The organism is Celeribacter sp. PS-C1 (genome assembly GCF_019429625.1).
Lineage (GTDB): Bacteria > Pseudomonadota > Alphaproteobacteria > Rhodobacterales > Rhodobacteraceae > Celeribacter.
The window spans coordinates 225,512-239,521 of the sequence record NZ_JAHXRW010000002.1 but is presented as its reverse complement, the minus strand read 5'-3'; the positions used below and the strand labels follow the sequence as shown (position 1 = coordinate 239,521).

Genomic DNA, 14,010 nt, shown 5'->3' with positions numbered 1-14,010 from the left:
GGATATTTAAGTGATCAGAACGTTTAAACAAAATATTCAGTGGGCACTGCGCGAAAGACCTAAGCAAGTCCGATCTTTCACCGCATTATGTTTGAGTTTGGAAGCGTTTGCGCTCTATTTGCTAATTTTTCGCCCCGACTGGTGGGTCGAGTCGCGGCGCTATTCAGCTCTTTCAACTTGGCTCCCTTGTTTCATGTTTCCGGTCGGCTACGTCTGGGGTCTGGCTTCTATGAAAAACCATCAAAAGTAACCGCTTCACCGAAACGCCGAGGGCGGCGCGCCCAAATCGCGTTTGAAAGCGGCGATAAAGGCCGAGGGGCTGGAATAGCCCAGATGCGCCGCCAGATCGGTGCTGCTTTCGCCCTGCTCCAGCCGCTCGAGTGCGAACAAAATCCGACGCCGCGCGCGCCAGTCGCGAAAGGTCTTGCCGGTTTCCGTCACAAAAAGCCGAGCCAAGGTCCGTTCCGAGGTCCCCACCTCATGGGCAATCTCTGAAAGCCCCCGTCGCTCTTCCGGATGGCGCAAGAATATCCCCATCGCTGCCACCAGACGTGGATCGCGCCCACCCGGCAGGTGCATCGCTGCGGGCCTCAACCTACCAATCTCGTCCAGAGCCACCCAGGCCAGTCGCCGCACCTCCGCCCGCGTCAATCCGCCCTCAACCATCCGCTCCACCACGCCCCGCAACAGAGGCGAGGTGCGCAGCACAGTCATCTCTTGCGGCAGCCCGGCGCGGGTCACATAAGACGGCGCGACGTAGAGGTGATGGGTCAGAACGGCAGATTGCGTGCTGAGCTGATGTTCGACATCGGGCGGAATCCAGATCGCGTGTTTATGCGGGATGATCCAGACATCTTCGCCCGCCTGCAACCGCATTACGCCGTTGTAACACATGGCCAATTGCGCGCGCGGATGGCTGTGCGGCTCCACGGCATAGCCACCGTGAAACTCTTCACGCCGAGCGATCACCGGACGCCCCGGCGTGAGGTCAAACCCAATCCCTGTGGGCGGCGCGTCTGGATTTGGCAGATATTCGACATGTTTTGGCATAATGTCGATCTACCGCCTATCCGACATTTTTTCTACATTTTTTCAATAACCGCGCCCGCCGACGCCAGCGCGCCATTCATAAGCGCAGGAATGCCCATGACCTATTTCAGAGAAGCCGTCCTTGCGGTCATCACTCTCATCGCGCTGGCGATCGCCATTTTTATTCCCGCCATCTTCGCCGCGAACCAAGCCCTGATCTTCGCCATCGTGCTGGTCACTTTAGGCCTTTGGGCGACGGGCCTCGTGCCCGGCTACCTCGCCTCCTTGTTCTTTTTCACAACACTCCTGCTGCCCGGTCTGGCCGCCCCCGATGTGGTGTTTTCCGGCTTCACCTCCACCGCGATGTGGTTGATCATCGCGGGCTTTGTCATCGGGGCCGCGATCACGCATTCTGGCCTTGGCGCCAAGATCGGGGAAATCGCCCGCCCGCATTTGTCGAAAAGCTACCCAATGCTCATTGGTGGGTTGATGGTGATTGGCATGGCCTTGGGCTTTGTCATGCCCTCATCCTTGGGCCGCTCCGCCGTTCTGGTGCCGGTAGGCATGGCGCTGTCGGATATGCTGGGGCTTGAGAAAGGCTCTAAAGGCCGGATAGGTGTCGCGGTCATCATCGCCTTTGGCACCAATATGCCCAGCTTCGCGATCTTGCCGTCGAACATTCCGAACATCATTCTCTCGGGCATGGCCGACAAGGTCTTCGGTCTGGAGTTTTCCTATGCCGATTACCTCTTGCTGCACTACCCGGTGCTGGGTGTGGTCAAATCCATCGCTCTGGTGCTGTTGACGCTCTATTTCTTCCCGGCCAGGGTCGCACCCGTTCAAATCGAAGTTGCCAAAGACACTCCGCACGCGTCGCGTAAGCAGCTCCTGTTGATGGCGATCCTTCTGGTCACCGTGGGGTTCTGGGCCACCGACCAGTTGCACCACATCAACGCCGCATGGATCGGCCTCGCGACAACACTCGTCTTGTTGGTGCCACGTCTGGGCCTCGTGCCGCCGCACGTGTTCAAAGGTGCGGTCGATTTCGGCATGCTGCTCTTTGTCTCCGGTGCCTTGGCTCTTGGCGCGGTGGTCAACAGTTCGGGCCTCGGGACGATCATTGCCCATCAGGTGGTCGGCCTCCTGCCTCTCTCAGAGGGCCGTGATTTCCTGAACTTCGTTTCGCTCTCCACCTTGGGCGCGCTGACCTCCGTCTTCACCACCATGCCGGGCGTCCCCGCCGTTTTGACTCCTCTGGCCGAGGAGCTGTCACAAGCCACAGGGTTCTCTCTGGAAGCCGTCTTGATGACACAGGTCATTGGGTTTTCGACCGTGATCTTCCCCTACCAAGTCGGACCTCTGATTGTCGCCATGGGGCTTGCGGGCGAAAGCAGCCGCCACCTGATGAAGATGACACTCTCGATGGCAGCGCTCACGTTCCTCGTCTTCATCCCGCTCGACTACCTGTGGTGGCTGGCTTTGGGCTGGATCTAACCCAGCTTTTCGACCTCTGCCGCAAAGGACTCGCCGCGTTTCTCGAAATTCGGGAACTGGTCAAAGGACGCGGCGGCAGGGGCCAAAAGCACGGTCTCGCCCTCCTCGGCCTCAGCCGCGGCTTTGGCGACGGCGAGTTCCATGGTTTCGCAAATCTCATAGGGCGTGTCACCGATCTGAAGCGCGAAATCGCGGGCCGAAAAGCCGATGAGATATGCTTTCGACACCGCGCCGAGGAAGGGTTTCAAATCCTCAATCCCACCATCCTTGCCAAGCCCGCCTGCGATCCAACGGATGCGGGGAAAGGCCTGAAGCGCCTTCGCGGCGGCGTCCACATTGGTGGCTTTCGAGTCATTCACATAGCGCACACCGTTCAACTCACGCACGAGCTGAGAACGGTGCGGGAGGCCTTTGAAGCTGCGCAAAGCGGCTTCGATGCTCTTCGGCGAGAGGTTCAGCGCGCGGGCGGCGGCATAGGCGGCGCAGGCATTTTGGTGGTTGTGTGCACCAGGCAGCCCATCCATCTCGCGCAAGTCGATCGAAGCGGTCTGCTTGCCCTTGCGATACTCCGACAGGAAACCTTTGCGCGCGAAGATGTTCCACCCCGGTCCAGCGAGTTTCTGTCCCGAGGACACGCGGATAAGCCGCAGATCCTCAGGGCATTCGACCAATTGGTTCGCCAGATAGCGTCCCTCTTTCTCGTCCACACCGATCACGGCACGGTCCGGCCCGCCCTCGGCAAACAGCCGCCGCTTGGCCGCGAAATAGCCGCCCATGCCGCCGTGACGGTCCAGATGATCGGGCGAGAGATTGGTGAACACCGCCACATCGGGCGTCAAAGCGCGGGCCAGATCGGTCTGATAGGAGGACAGCTCCAGCACGATCACCTCGCCCTCCTCAGGTGGCTCGATGTCCAACACCCCACGCCCGATATTGCCCGCCAACTGACACGGCGTGCCGTTCTCTTCAAAGATGTGATGGATCAGCGCCGAAGTGGTGGATTTGCCGTTCGACCCGGTCACTGTGATCACGCGCGGCGGCGTGTCATGCTCCATCCAATCGCCTTGACCCAAAGAGCGAAAGAACAGCCCGATGTCATTGTCGACCGGCACGCCTGCGTCCCAAGCGAGCGCGATCACCTTGTTCGGCTCAGGGTAGAGATGCGGAATGCCGGGCGAGACGACGAGACAGGCCACGCCCTCGAAGGCGCCCGCTTTGTGCAGATCGTGAATGGTGAACCCCTCAGCCGCAGCCCGGTCCCGCGCCTCGACAGAGTCGTCCCAGCACAAAGCCTCGGCCCCACCGGCCTCCAAGGCTTTCGCCGTTGCGAGACCGGAGCGCCCAAGGCCCAGAACCGCCACTTTTTGACCTTCGTATCCGAGCACAGGGATCATCGCGCTCGCTCCTTTGCTGTCCAAATACTCAAAAAAGGGGGCCATGGCCCCCTCTCATTTTAGCGCAGTTTCAGCGTCGCCAGACCAATCAAAGCCAGTACCAGAGAGATGATCCAGAACCGGATCACGATGGTCGGCTCGGACCAGCCTTTTTTCTCGTAATGGTGATGGATCGGCGCCATGAGGAAGACGCGTTTGCCGGTGCGTTTGAAGTACAGCACCTGAATGATGACGGACAGGGCCTCGACGACAAACAAACCGCCCACGATGGCCAGAACGATCTCGTGTTTCGTCGCCACTGCAATCGCCCCCAAGGAGCCGCCCAAGGCCAAAGACCCGGTGTCGCCCATAAAGACGGCCGCGGGCGGCGCGTTGAACCACAGGAACCCGAGGCCACCGCCGATCAAAGCAGCCGTAAAGACAAGGATTTCGCCGGTGCCGGGCACATAGTGCAGGCCCAGATAGTCGGTGAAGTCGACACGGCCGACGACATAGGCAATCGCGCCCAAAGTTCCGGCGGCGATCATCACCGGCATGATCGCCAAACCATCGAGACCATCGGTAAGGTTCACTGCATTGGCGGCCCCCACGATGACGATCATCGCGAAGGGAATGAAGAACCACCAGAGATTGATGAGCAAATCCTTGAACACCGGCAGGGCCAGTTGGAATTGCAGCTCTTCCGGGTGCACCATGGTGGACCAGACGGAGGCGATCAAAGCGATCACAAAACCCAGCAAAAGCCGCACCTTGCTCGACACGCCTTTGGTGTTGGATTTCGACACTTTGGCGTAGTCGTCGGCAAAGCCGATCAGCCCGTAGCCAAAGGTCACGAACATCACGATCCAGACGTAAGGGTTATCAAGCCGCGCCCAGAGCAGCGTCGAGACCAGCAAAGCGGTCAGGATCAGCAAGCCGCCCATCGTGGGCGTGCCAGCTTTCGCGAAATGGGTTTCGGGGCCGTCATCGCGGATCGGCTGGCCCTTGCCCTGACGACGGCGCAACAGGTCGATCAGCGGGCGGCCAAAGAACATCGCGAAGATCAAAGCCGTGAAAAACGCCCCGCCCGAACGCATGGTGATGTAGCGAAACAGGTTGAAAAAGTCCCCACCGTCGGAGAGGCCCGAAATCCAATACAACATGCGCTCAATTTACCTTTCATCCGTGTGCTGCGGCACTTATTCGTCAGAGTGCTGTGGCACTTGTCCCAATTCCCGCAGCGCGTCAACCAGAAGGCTGACTTTCGATCCTTTGGAGCCTTTCACAAGCACGACATCGCCCGGCCCGATCAGCGCCGACAGTGCCGGAACCGCTTCTTTGGCCGTGTCGAACCACTCCCCGCGGCGTCCCTCGGGCAAGACGTCGTAAAGCGACCGCATCAAGGGTCCGACACAATGCACCGCATCGACGGTGGCGAACCACGGCAGGGCCGCAAGCCCCTCATGGATCGCGTTTTCCTTTTCGCCCAGCTCCAACATATCGCCGAGAATAGCGATCCGGCGACCGGTGTCATGGGGTTGTGCCTTGGCCAACACCTCAAGAGCGGCGGCCATGGAGGTCGGGTTTGCGTTAAAGGCATCGTCAATCAACTCGACCGGCGCGCCAACGGGCAAAGATACGGTTTCGCGCGCGCCACGCCCCTCGGGCGGCGCCCAGAGCGTGAGATCTCGGGCGGCCTTCGCGACATCCGCACCCAGAGCATAGGCGACCGCGAGACAGCCCACTGCATTGGCCGCGAAATGCCGCCCGGCGGTGGAAAGCGTGAAATCGACATGATCCGTGTCGATCACCGCCACGCCCCGCGTCGAGCCGTCTTCCAGCTCTACGGACATGAGCCGCGCGGCACAGGTTTCGTCTTCGCCAAATCGGATGGTGTCCCCGTCCCAACCCCCAGCCAGAATATCATTCACATCGAGATCACCGTTGAAGACCGCCACCCCCCCCGGCACAAGTCCTTTGAAAATATCGGCTTTTTCACGCGCAATGCCTTCGAGGCTTTCAAAGGCCGCCATATGCGCGGGCGCGACCGTGGTGATCATCGCCACATCCGGGCGCGCAAGTTCGGCCAAAGGCGCGATCTCGCCGGGGTGGTTCATGCCGATCTCGATCACGGCGAAATCTGTGTCTTTGGGCATGCGGGCGAGCGTCAAAGGCACGCCCCAATGGTTGTTGTAGCTGGCCTCTGCGGCATGGGTCTTGCCCTGCTCGGAAAGGATCGCGCGCAGCATTTCCTTGGTCGAGGTTTTGCCGACCGATCCGGTAACGCCGATGACCTTGCCCTCAACGCGCGCCCGCGCGGCGGCGCCGAGGCGTTCCAAAGCGGGCAGCACATCGTCCACAATCAACAGCGGCGCATCTTCTGCCACGCCCTCGGGAATGCGCGACACCAAAGCCGCCGCCGCACCTTTTTCCAAAGCCTGCCCGACGAAGTCGTGACCGTCGCGGATGTCTTTCAACGCAACGAACAAATCACCCGGCTGGATCGTGCGCGTGTCAATGGACACGCCCGTGATCTCAAACGCTTGCGTCACACGTCCACCGGTCGCCTGCGCGGCTTCATCAGATGTCCAAAGCCTCATAGCGCGCCATCCAATGCGGAAACCGCCATCGAGGCCTGTTCCACATCGTCGAACGGGAACACATCGTCGCCGATCACCTGTCCGCTCTCATGCCCCTTGCCGCAGATCAGCAAAGCATCGCCCGGTTGCAGCGCATCGACGCCGCGCAAGATGGCTTCGGCCCGATCACCCACTTCGATCGCCTCGGGGGCACCCGCCAGAACCTCGGCCCGGATCGAGGCCGGGTCTTCAGAACGCGGATTGTCATCTGTCACGATCACCAGATCGGCGTTTTCCGCCGCGGCCTGCCCCATCAGCGGGCGCTTCGTCTTGTCACGATCCCCACCCGCGCCGACAATGGCGATGATGCGGCCCATGACATGCGGACGCAGCGCCTTGATCGCGGTGGCAACGGCATCAGGCGTGTGGGCATAGTCAACAAACACAGCCGCGCCATTGTCGCGCGTCGCGGCATGCTCCATCCGCCCGCGCACGCCGGTCAGTTCCGGCAGACAGGAAAACACCTCTTCGGGATCGGCGCCTGAAGCCATGACAAGACCCGCGGCGGCCATGACGTTTTCGGCCTGAAACCCGCCAATGAGATCGAGGCGGATCTGGTAGATATTGCCGACGAAATCAATGCGCAGGTCTTGGCCAGTCGCGTCGAACCGCTGGCCGACGATCCGCAGATCTGACGCCTCCGAACGCCCCACGCGCATCACGTCGATGCCACGTTCGGCGCAAAGCCCCTCGAGCTCCATTCCCTTGGCGTCGTCGATGTTGATGACGGCCACGCCATCTTCGGGCAACACGCGAGTGAAAAGCCCAGCCTTGGCGGCAAAATAGGCTTCGAAGGTGGCGTGATAGTCGAGGTGGTCTTGGGTGAAATTGGTAAAGGCGGCAGCGGTCAGTTCGACCCCGTCTAGACGCCGTTGTGCCAACCCATGTGAGCTGGCCTCCATAGCGCCGTGAGACACGCCCGCGCGCGCGGCCTCGGACAACATGCCATGCAACGTGATCGGTTCCGGCGTGGTGTGCGGGCTTGGCGCCTGCCAATCGCCCTCGACGCCGGTGGTGCCGATGTTGATCGCCTGAACGCCCAGAAGTTGCCAAATCTGGCGGGTGAAGGTCGCAACCGAGGTTTTGCCATTGGTGCCGGTGACGGCGACCATGACATCAGGTTGCGCGCCGTAAAACAGCGCGGCGGCATAGGCCAAAGCCTGACGCGGGTCTTCGACCACCACAACGGACGGGCGATGTTCGGCAATTGCCTCGGCGGCCATGCGCGCACCTTCGGGGTCGGTCAGGATGGCTTTCGCCCCCATAGTGAGCGCCATCGGCACGAAGGAGGCGCCGTGGGCATGCGCACCGGGGAGGGCTGCAAACAAATGGCCGGGCTCAACCCGGCGGCTGTCGACGGAGAGCCCAGTGATCTGGGTCTCACCGCCGCTTTGCGCGGTCAATCCCAGCTCCGATAGAGATTTCATCATGACCGCGCCTCTTTCGTATGTCCGTTCACTGTGTCGCGGTCAGTGTTACCGCAGCTTGGGAGGGGGATTCAATCTCGGGCCGCAATCCCAAGAGCGGTGCTGTGCGGCGGATCACCTCGCCAGCCACCGGAACGGCGGTCCAACCGGCCGTGCGGCGCGGTTTCGGCCCGGAGGTCTCGACCGCCTCATCCATGGTCAGGATCAGCACATATTTCGGGTTGTCCGCCGGAAAGACCGAGGCAAAGGTGTTGATCGTCTTGTCCGGATAATAGCCGCCTTGAGGGCGCGGTTTGTCTGCCGTGCCGGTTTTGCCGCCAACCTGATAGCCGGGCACCTCGGCGAAAGACGCAGTGCCTTCGGGGCTCGACACCACCTCACGCAGCATGGCGCGGGACGCTCTCGAGACCTCTTCGCGCACGACACGCGGGCCTTTCGGCACAAAACCATCGCGTTTGATCAGCGTCGGCGTGACCTGCGTGCCGCCATTCAACAGCGAGGCGTAAGCGGTCGCCAGATGCAGCGGCGAGGCCGAAAGTCCGTGACCATAGCCGATGGTCAAAGTCGACAGCTCAGACCATTTCGGCGGCAAAAGCGGTTTGCCGGAAGGCGCCTCGGACAGCTCCACCGGCACGGGCTCAAAAAAGCCCAAGGATTTCAAGAAGGCCTGCTGGCGCTCGACGCCGATTTGCTGGGCAATATGAGCGGTGGCGACGTTGGAGGATTTAACGATCATCCCCGTCAGGCTGAGGTTCGGGCCGTAGTTGTGACCTTCGAATTCGCCAATAGAGAACTTTCCCCAACGAAACGGCGGCGTGGCAGGGATCAGGGTGTCGGGACCGGCCAGACCCAACTCCATCGCCTGAGCAGCGGCGAAAATCTTGAAGGTCGAGCCAAGTTCATAGACGCCCTGCACCGCGCGGTTGAAACGCGGGTTGTTGCTCGGGTCCTTGCCCTCGAAAAACTCGGGGCGCGAGTTCGGGTCGAAATCCGGCAGCGACACGAGAGAGATGATCTCACCCGTGTTCACATCCATCATGACGGCGGCGGCGCCTTTGGCGTTCAACATCCGCATCCCGCCCCACAGGACTTCGCGAATGGTGGTCTGAACCGTCATGTCGATCGACAGTTGCAGCGGTTTGTCGCCATTGGCCGGGTCGCGCAGATAGGTGTCCATCTGTTTCTCAATGCCGGACTGGCCGACAATCTCGGCGCTCATCACACCTTCGCGACCAAACTTGGTCCCGCCCAAAACATGGGCAGCCAGCATACCGTTCGGATAGAGACGCTCTTCGCGCGGGCCAAACAACAGGCCCGGCTCACCGATGTCATGCACGGCCTGCTGCTGCTCAGGGGCGATCTTTTTCTTGATCCAGAGGAATTTACGCTTGCCGGTGAAGTCGCGGATCAGGCGTTCGCGGTCGAGATCGGGGAAAATCCTCACCAATTCTTCGGCGGCGTGGATCGGATCGATCATTTCCTGCGGCTGTGCGTAGAGCGAATTGGTCACGCGGTTGGTCGCCAGAATGCGCCCGTTGCGGTCCACGATGTCGGCGCGTTGTGCAAGGATCGGCGTGCCAGAAGCGGCGGCCTGCGGCTCCTCGGGGACGGTGGCAGAGACCTGCCCCATGCGGGCGCCGACGACAACAAAGGCCGAGACAAAACACAGCCCCAAGACCAAAAGCCGCCCCTCGGCCCGAAGGCGGGAGCGGTCGCGCATTTCCTCGTGACGCAGGCGCAGGTTTTCGCGCTCGATGGCGTCCGGGTTTTCGCCCTTTTGCCGGGCTTGCAACACGCGGGCGAGCGGGCGGAGTGGTGTGCGGATCGTCATTCTTCACCTTCTCCGGCGTCAATCGCCTCCAGCGAGCCAACCACATCATAGGTCTCGGACAACTCGAGGATCAGATCTTCCTCTTGCGGGAAGGCCACCTGATCGACGCGTCCGAATTGTTCGGGCTGAAACGGCAAAAGACCCAGACGGTCAAAGTTGATCTCCGCCAGATCGCGCAGACGATCCGGGCGGTTGAGATAGGCCCATTCGGCCTTCAAAACAGCCAGTTCTTCGCGCTGATGACCGATCTCGCGCTGAAGTTGGCTGACTTTTTTCAGCACGCGCTGGGTGGCGTAGTTTTCCTGGTAGGCCCAAAAGCCCAACCCCATAACCACCAGACTTGCCACAATAATATAGAACCCACGCATCGTTAATCTCGCCTCAGGACTGGTTTCGGCAACCCCATCGCCGCCCGGTCCACCGCCTCAAAAGGAGCAGCGGTCCGCCGACCGACCCGCAAACGCGCAGACCGCGCGCGCGGGTTCAATTCTAGCTCGTCCGCATCGGGACCGATGGCTTTGGAGAGCTGCTCGAAACCGGGTGTTTTCACCTCTTGTTCAGGAGCATAGCGCGACCCGCCACCTCCCGTCGAGGCCCTTGCTTGGAAAAAGCGTTTGACCACGCGGTCTTCAAGCGAATGAAAGCTCACCACCGCCAGTTGCCCGCCCGGTTTGAGCGCGCGTTCAGCCGCCTCGAGCCCTTCGATAAGTTGCCCGAATTCGTCGTTCACAGCGATGCGGATGGCCTGAAAAGTGCGGGTCGCCGGGTGGCTTTGACCCGGCTTTTTACGCGGCAACAGGCGTTCGATCAGATTGGCGAGCTGCAAGGTCGTGGTGAACGGCGCCTTTTCGACGCGATCCTTGACGATGGCGCGCGCGATTTTGCGCGATTGTTTTTCCTCACCGTAGTGAAATAGCACCTCGGCGATCTCCGCCTCATCCGCCGTATTGACGAAATCCGCCGCCGACAGGCCGTCCTGCGACATGCGCATATCCAGAGGCCCGTCTTTCATAAAGGAAAAGCCACGCTCAGCCTGATCGAGCTGCATCGAAGACACGCCAAGGTCAAGCACTACGCCGTCGAGACCGGAAGCATATTGATCCATCTCACCGAAGGTGCCGAGCACGAGGTCGATCTTGCCTTTATAAGGGGGCTCGTTGATCCAAGTGGCGGCCATGTCATGTGCAAGAGGATCGCGATCGACGCCAGTGACGTGATCGGCCCCCTCTGCAATCAGACCCTTGGTATAACCGCCAGCCCCGAAAGTGCCATCGAGCCAGCGGCCCGTGATCGGCGCACATTCCCGCAACAACGGGTTCAGCAGGACCGGAATGTGGGGTTTTGTATCATCTGAGGCCATCTCAGACCTCCAAATCATCCAGCAGGCTCAAAGGATCGAAATCCTCGCCCTGCTCTTCCAGCCATTTGCCGGAAATCGCGGCATCCACCGCCTCGTGGGTCTCCGGCTTCCAAATCTCGAAAGTTTCACCCATGCCGGCAAAATAGGCCACGCCGTCCAGATTGATCTTGTCACGCAGCGGTTGCGGCAAAACCAGACGACCATCATTGTCCACTTCGGTCGGACGCGCGCGGTTGAGGATCATGCGCTCCATGATCTTGCGCTTTTCCGAGCCACGCGGCAGGCGCGCGATGTCGGCGGCCAAGGCCCGGTAGCCCTCGTAAGTGTGGACGATCAGCTGTTTCTGTTTGTCGTGGCCATAAACGATGACCATGCGGGGACGGCCGGTCTCAGCGGCCAGAGGATCACCCAGTTCGAGTTCACGACGAAAATCGGCGGGGATCGACACGCGCCCCTTTCCGTCCACCTTGAAGGTGTGTTCGCCGATAAACATCCCGACCACCGGGGCGCTCCTTTACCTGTCCCTGCCCCGCGAAGTTGCGCAGGGCCTTTTAAGCGAAACGGCGGATGAGCTGCTGCCACTGCTCAATCCGCCGCCCTCGTCCCGATATACGGGTTGTCCGGACTGCACGCGCCACCTGGGGGGATGTCTGCTCGCTCGCGCGCCGGATCTCATTGTTCTGGTGAGAGAGGATGCCTGTATGAACCTGACTTATGGTCTTTTTTTCGCGGTCTTGAATGCGCCGCTCATATCCAACTCACCGGATGAACCCACTATGCTATGGGAATTCATGGTAATCAATGGATTTTTTCTACACAGCCCCAACATCTTGTTCCACAGGGATGTCCAACTCAAGGTGTAGAAGCTCCACCTCACGAAAATGAGAGCACATATAGTAAAAATTTTACACCAATAAACCACATATAGCGCCAATAATTCCCACCCGACATTCCCGAAATTATTCACCGCACAGCCAAAACTCAAAGCAATCCACGGAGTTATCCACAGGCTTATGCGCAGAAGTGATTCGCAACAGACCAGATAGCGCAGAGGAGACCATAAAATCCCAGAATTCCCGTGAAGTTCCATGACACCCTCCCCACTCGGTACCATGGCATCCCGTGACGCAAGTGTCGGGCGCAAAAAAGGGGCCCGAAGGCCCCTTTAACTTAGGATTGCACGAGGACCTCAGCGGGGCTCAGACCGCAGCCCGCGCCATGTGGCATAGCACGCCAGCAAAAGCACGATGGTGAATGGAAAGCCAGTCGAGACCGCCATCGCCTGAAGCGCGCCGAGGCCACCGCCCAGCAGAAGCGCAATGGCAACGAGACCTTCGAAGCTGGCCCAGAACACACGTTGCGGCACAGGCGCGTCGACCTTGCCCCCTGCCGTGATCGTATCAATCACCAGTGAGCCGGAGTCCGAGGAGGTGACAAAGAAAACGATGACCAGAATGATCGCGATGAAGGAGGTGATTTCCTTCAACGGCAACGCTTCGAGCATGGCAAAGAGTTTCAACTCCAGCGCCGCTTCGGTCACTGCCGTGTAGCCATCGTTGACGATCTGGCTGATCGCGGTGCCACCAAAAGCCGTCATCCACAGGACAGAGACCAGCATGGGAACGATCAGCACGGCAATCAGGAACTCGCGCACGGTCCGGCCACGCGACACGCGTGCGATGAACATGCCCACGAACGGGGACCAGGAAATCCACCACGCCCAATAGAAGGCGGTCCAACCTTGGCGGAAGTTATCGTCTGACCGGCCGAACGGGTTGGAGAGCGCTGGAAGATCGACAACATAAGCTTTCAGATTGGCGAAGAACCCGGTGAGGATCGCCATCGTCGGCCCAACAATGATCACAAAGAGCAACAGCAAGGCCGCCAGCCCCATGTTGATCTCGGAGAGACGTTTCACACCGGCATCAAGCCCGGCCACAACGGACAGGAGCGCAAAACAGGTGATGATACCGATCAGGATCACCTTCGATACATCGTTGACGGGAATGCCAAAGAGGTGATTGAGGCCCGCATTGGCCTGTTCCGCACCGAAGCCCAGCGAAGTCGCCAGTCCGAAGAGCGTCGCGAAGACCGCCAGAATGTCGATGATATGACCCGGCCAGCCCCAGATGCGTTCGCCAAAGATCGGGTAGAACACAGAGCGCACTGTCAGGGGCAGCCCCTTATTAAAGGAGAACAGCGCCAAAGAGAGCGCCACCACGGCGTAAATCGCCCAAGGGTGCAACGCCCAGTGGAAAATCGTCGCCGCCATGCCGAGACGGCGCGCAGCCTCCGCATCCCCCGGCGCACCGGCCAGCGGCGCCCAGCTTTCGGGCGTTCCTGCCGTGTCAGCAAAGGAAGAGGAATAATGAGAGATCGGTTCAGAGACGCCATAGAACATCAGCCCGATGCCCATCCCGGCGGCAAAAAGCATCGCGAACCAACCGCGATAACTATAGTCGGGCGTGGCCTCCATGCCCCCGATGCGCACCTTGCCGTAGGGCGAGACGATCAGGAACAGACAGAACAACACGAAAATATTGCCTGCCAAAAGGAAAAACCAGTCAAAGGTCGAGGTCAGCCAATCGCGCAACTGGGTAAAAATCGCGCCCGCCTGTTCCTGCAACGCAAGCGTCAGCAAGACGAAGACCACGATGGACAGACCGGAGATCAGAAAGACCGGATTGTGAACATCAAGCCCAAAGGGCCCGACGGTTGTTGTGATATTGTCCTGACCGATTTCATAATCGGTCTCAATCAAAGCGGCGTCGCCCTCTGGGGCAGGAATGCCGTCATCGCTCATGGAAATACTCCTTGGAATTTGGTGTCACCTTGCGCCACATGCCATGCCTCACCC

The 14,010-nt window shown here is 60.1% G+C and carries 11 protein-coding genes; 1 reads left to right on the top strand and 10 read right to left on the bottom strand.

Going from position 1 to position 14,010, the window contains the following annotated elements:
• Positions 1-255 precede the first annotated feature (255 nt).
• Positions 256-1,050, bottom strand: a complete 795-nt coding sequence (locus tag J5Y17_RS03770; protein WP_219783868.1) for a helix-turn-helix transcriptional regulator — start codon at positions 1,048-1,050, stop codon at positions 256-258.
• 96 nt (positions 1,051-1,146) lie between these two features.
• Between J5Y17_RS03770 and J5Y17_RS03765 the strand changes: the two genes are divergently transcribed.
• A complete protein-coding gene (locus J5Y17_RS03765; RefSeq protein ID WP_219783867.1) occupies positions 1,147-2,523 on the top strand; it encodes an SLC13 family permease in 1,377 nt (458 codons plus the stop codon).
• Here the strand turns inward: J5Y17_RS03765 and murD are convergent.
• The 9 genes from murD to J5Y17_RS03720 all read right to left on the bottom strand — a co-directional run bounded on the left by murD (position 2,520) and on the right by J5Y17_RS03720 (position 13,956).
• Positions 2,520-3,917, bottom strand: coding sequence for a UDP-N-acetylmuramoyl-L-alanine--D-glutamate ligase (gene murD, locus J5Y17_RS03760; RefSeq protein ID WP_219783866.1), 1,398 nt, complete (start codon positions 3,915-3,917; stop codon positions 2,520-2,522). The two genes, J5Y17_RS03765 and murD, sit on opposite strands and share 4 nt — an antisense overlap.
• A 59-nt stretch (positions 3,918-3,976) precedes the next feature.
• Positions 3,977-5,059 carry a phospho-N-acetylmuramoyl-pentapeptide-transferase gene (mraY, locus tag J5Y17_RS03755; RefSeq protein ID WP_219783865.1) on the bottom strand — a complete coding sequence of 361 codons (1,083 nt, stop codon included), beginning with the start codon at positions 5,057-5,059 and terminating at the stop codon, positions 3,977-3,979.
• Between the two features lie 36 nt (positions 5,060-5,095).
• Entirely contained in the window at positions 5,096-6,496 is a 1,401-nt protein-coding gene (gene murF / locus J5Y17_RS03750; protein ID WP_219783864.1) for a UDP-N-acetylmuramoyl-tripeptide--D-alanyl-D-alanine ligase, read from the bottom strand.
• A complete protein-coding gene (locus J5Y17_RS03745; RefSeq protein ID WP_219783863.1) occupies positions 6,493-7,965 on the bottom strand; it encodes a UDP-N-acetylmuramoyl-L-alanyl-D-glutamate--2,6-diaminopimelate ligase in 1,473 nt (490 codons plus the stop codon). The genes murF and J5Y17_RS03745 overlap by 4 nt, the downstream gene beginning before the upstream one ends.
• A 25-nt stretch (positions 7,966-7,990) precedes the next feature.
• Complete coding sequence (locus J5Y17_RS03740) at positions 7,991-9,793, bottom strand: penicillin-binding protein 2 (RefSeq protein ID WP_219783862.1); 1,803 nt, start codon at positions 9,791-9,793, stop codon at positions 7,991-7,993.
• The gene (locus J5Y17_RS03735) at positions 9,790-10,161 is read right to left on the bottom strand and encodes a cell division protein FtsL (protein ID WP_219783861.1); all 372 of its coding nucleotides are present in this window, start codon (positions 10,159-10,161) and stop codon (positions 9,790-9,792) included. The genes J5Y17_RS03740 and J5Y17_RS03735 overlap by 4 nt, the downstream gene beginning before the upstream one ends.
• Before the next feature lie 2 nt (positions 10,162-10,163).
• Positions 10,164-11,153 carry a 16S rRNA (cytosine(1402)-N(4))-methyltransferase RsmH gene (rsmH, locus tag J5Y17_RS03730; RefSeq protein WP_219783860.1) on the bottom strand — a complete coding sequence of 330 codons (990 nt, stop codon included), beginning with the start codon at positions 11,151-11,153 and terminating at the stop codon, positions 10,164-10,166.
• 1 nt (position 11,154) lies between these two features.
• On the bottom strand, positions 11,155-11,646 hold the full coding sequence (mraZ, locus tag J5Y17_RS03725; RefSeq protein WP_255571865.1) for a division/cell wall cluster transcriptional repressor MraZ: 492 nt from the start codon (positions 11,644-11,646) through the stop codon (positions 11,155-11,157).
• A 696-nt stretch (positions 11,647-12,342) separates the two neighbouring features.
• Positions 12,343-13,956, bottom strand: coding sequence for a BCCT family transporter (locus tag J5Y17_RS03720; RefSeq protein ID WP_219783858.1), 1,614 nt, complete (start codon positions 13,954-13,956; stop codon positions 12,343-12,345).
• Positions 13,957-14,010: the final 54 nt, after the last annotated feature.

Bases quoted from the DNA above. Each gene is read 5' to 3' on its own strand.
- J5Y17_RS03770 (WP_219783868.1), bottom strand. From the start codon at position 1,050: ATGCCAAAACATGTCGAATATCTGCCAAATCCAGACGCGCCGCCCACA.
- J5Y17_RS03765 (WP_219783867.1), top strand. From the start codon at position 1,147: ATGACCTATTTCAGAGAAGCCGTCCTTGCGGTCATCACTCTCATCGCG.
- murD (WP_219783866.1), bottom strand. From the start codon at position 3,917: ATGATCCCTGTGCTCGGATACGAAGGTCAAAAAGTGGCGGTTCTGGGC.
- mraY (WP_219783865.1), bottom strand. From the start codon at position 5,059: ATGTTGTATTGGATTTCGGGCCTCTCCGACGGTGGGGACTTTTTCAAC.
- murF (WP_219783864.1), bottom strand. From the start codon at position 6,496: ATGAGGCTTTGGACATCTGATGAAGCCGCGCAGGCGACCGGTGGACGT.
- J5Y17_RS03745 (WP_219783863.1), bottom strand. From the start codon at position 7,965: ATGATGAAATCTCTATCGGAGCTGGGATTGACCGCGCAAAGCGGCGGT.
- J5Y17_RS03740 (WP_219783862.1), bottom strand. From the start codon at position 9,793: ATGACGATCCGCACACCACTCCGCCCGCTCGCCCGCGTGTTGCAAGCC.
- J5Y17_RS03735 (WP_219783861.1), bottom strand. From the start codon at position 10,161: ATGCGTGGGTTCTATATTATTGTGGCAAGTCTGGTGGTTATGGGGTTG.
- rsmH (WP_219783860.1), bottom strand. From the start codon at position 11,153: ATGGCCTCAGATGATACAAAACCCCACATTCCGGTCCTGCTGAACCCG.
- mraZ (WP_255571865.1), bottom strand. From the start codon at position 11,646: ATGTTTATCGGCGAACACACCTTCAAGGTGGACGGAAAGGGGCGCGTG.
- J5Y17_RS03720 (WP_219783858.1), bottom strand. From the start codon at position 13,956: ATGAGCGATGACGGCATTCCTGCCCCAGAGGGCGACGCCGCTTTGATT.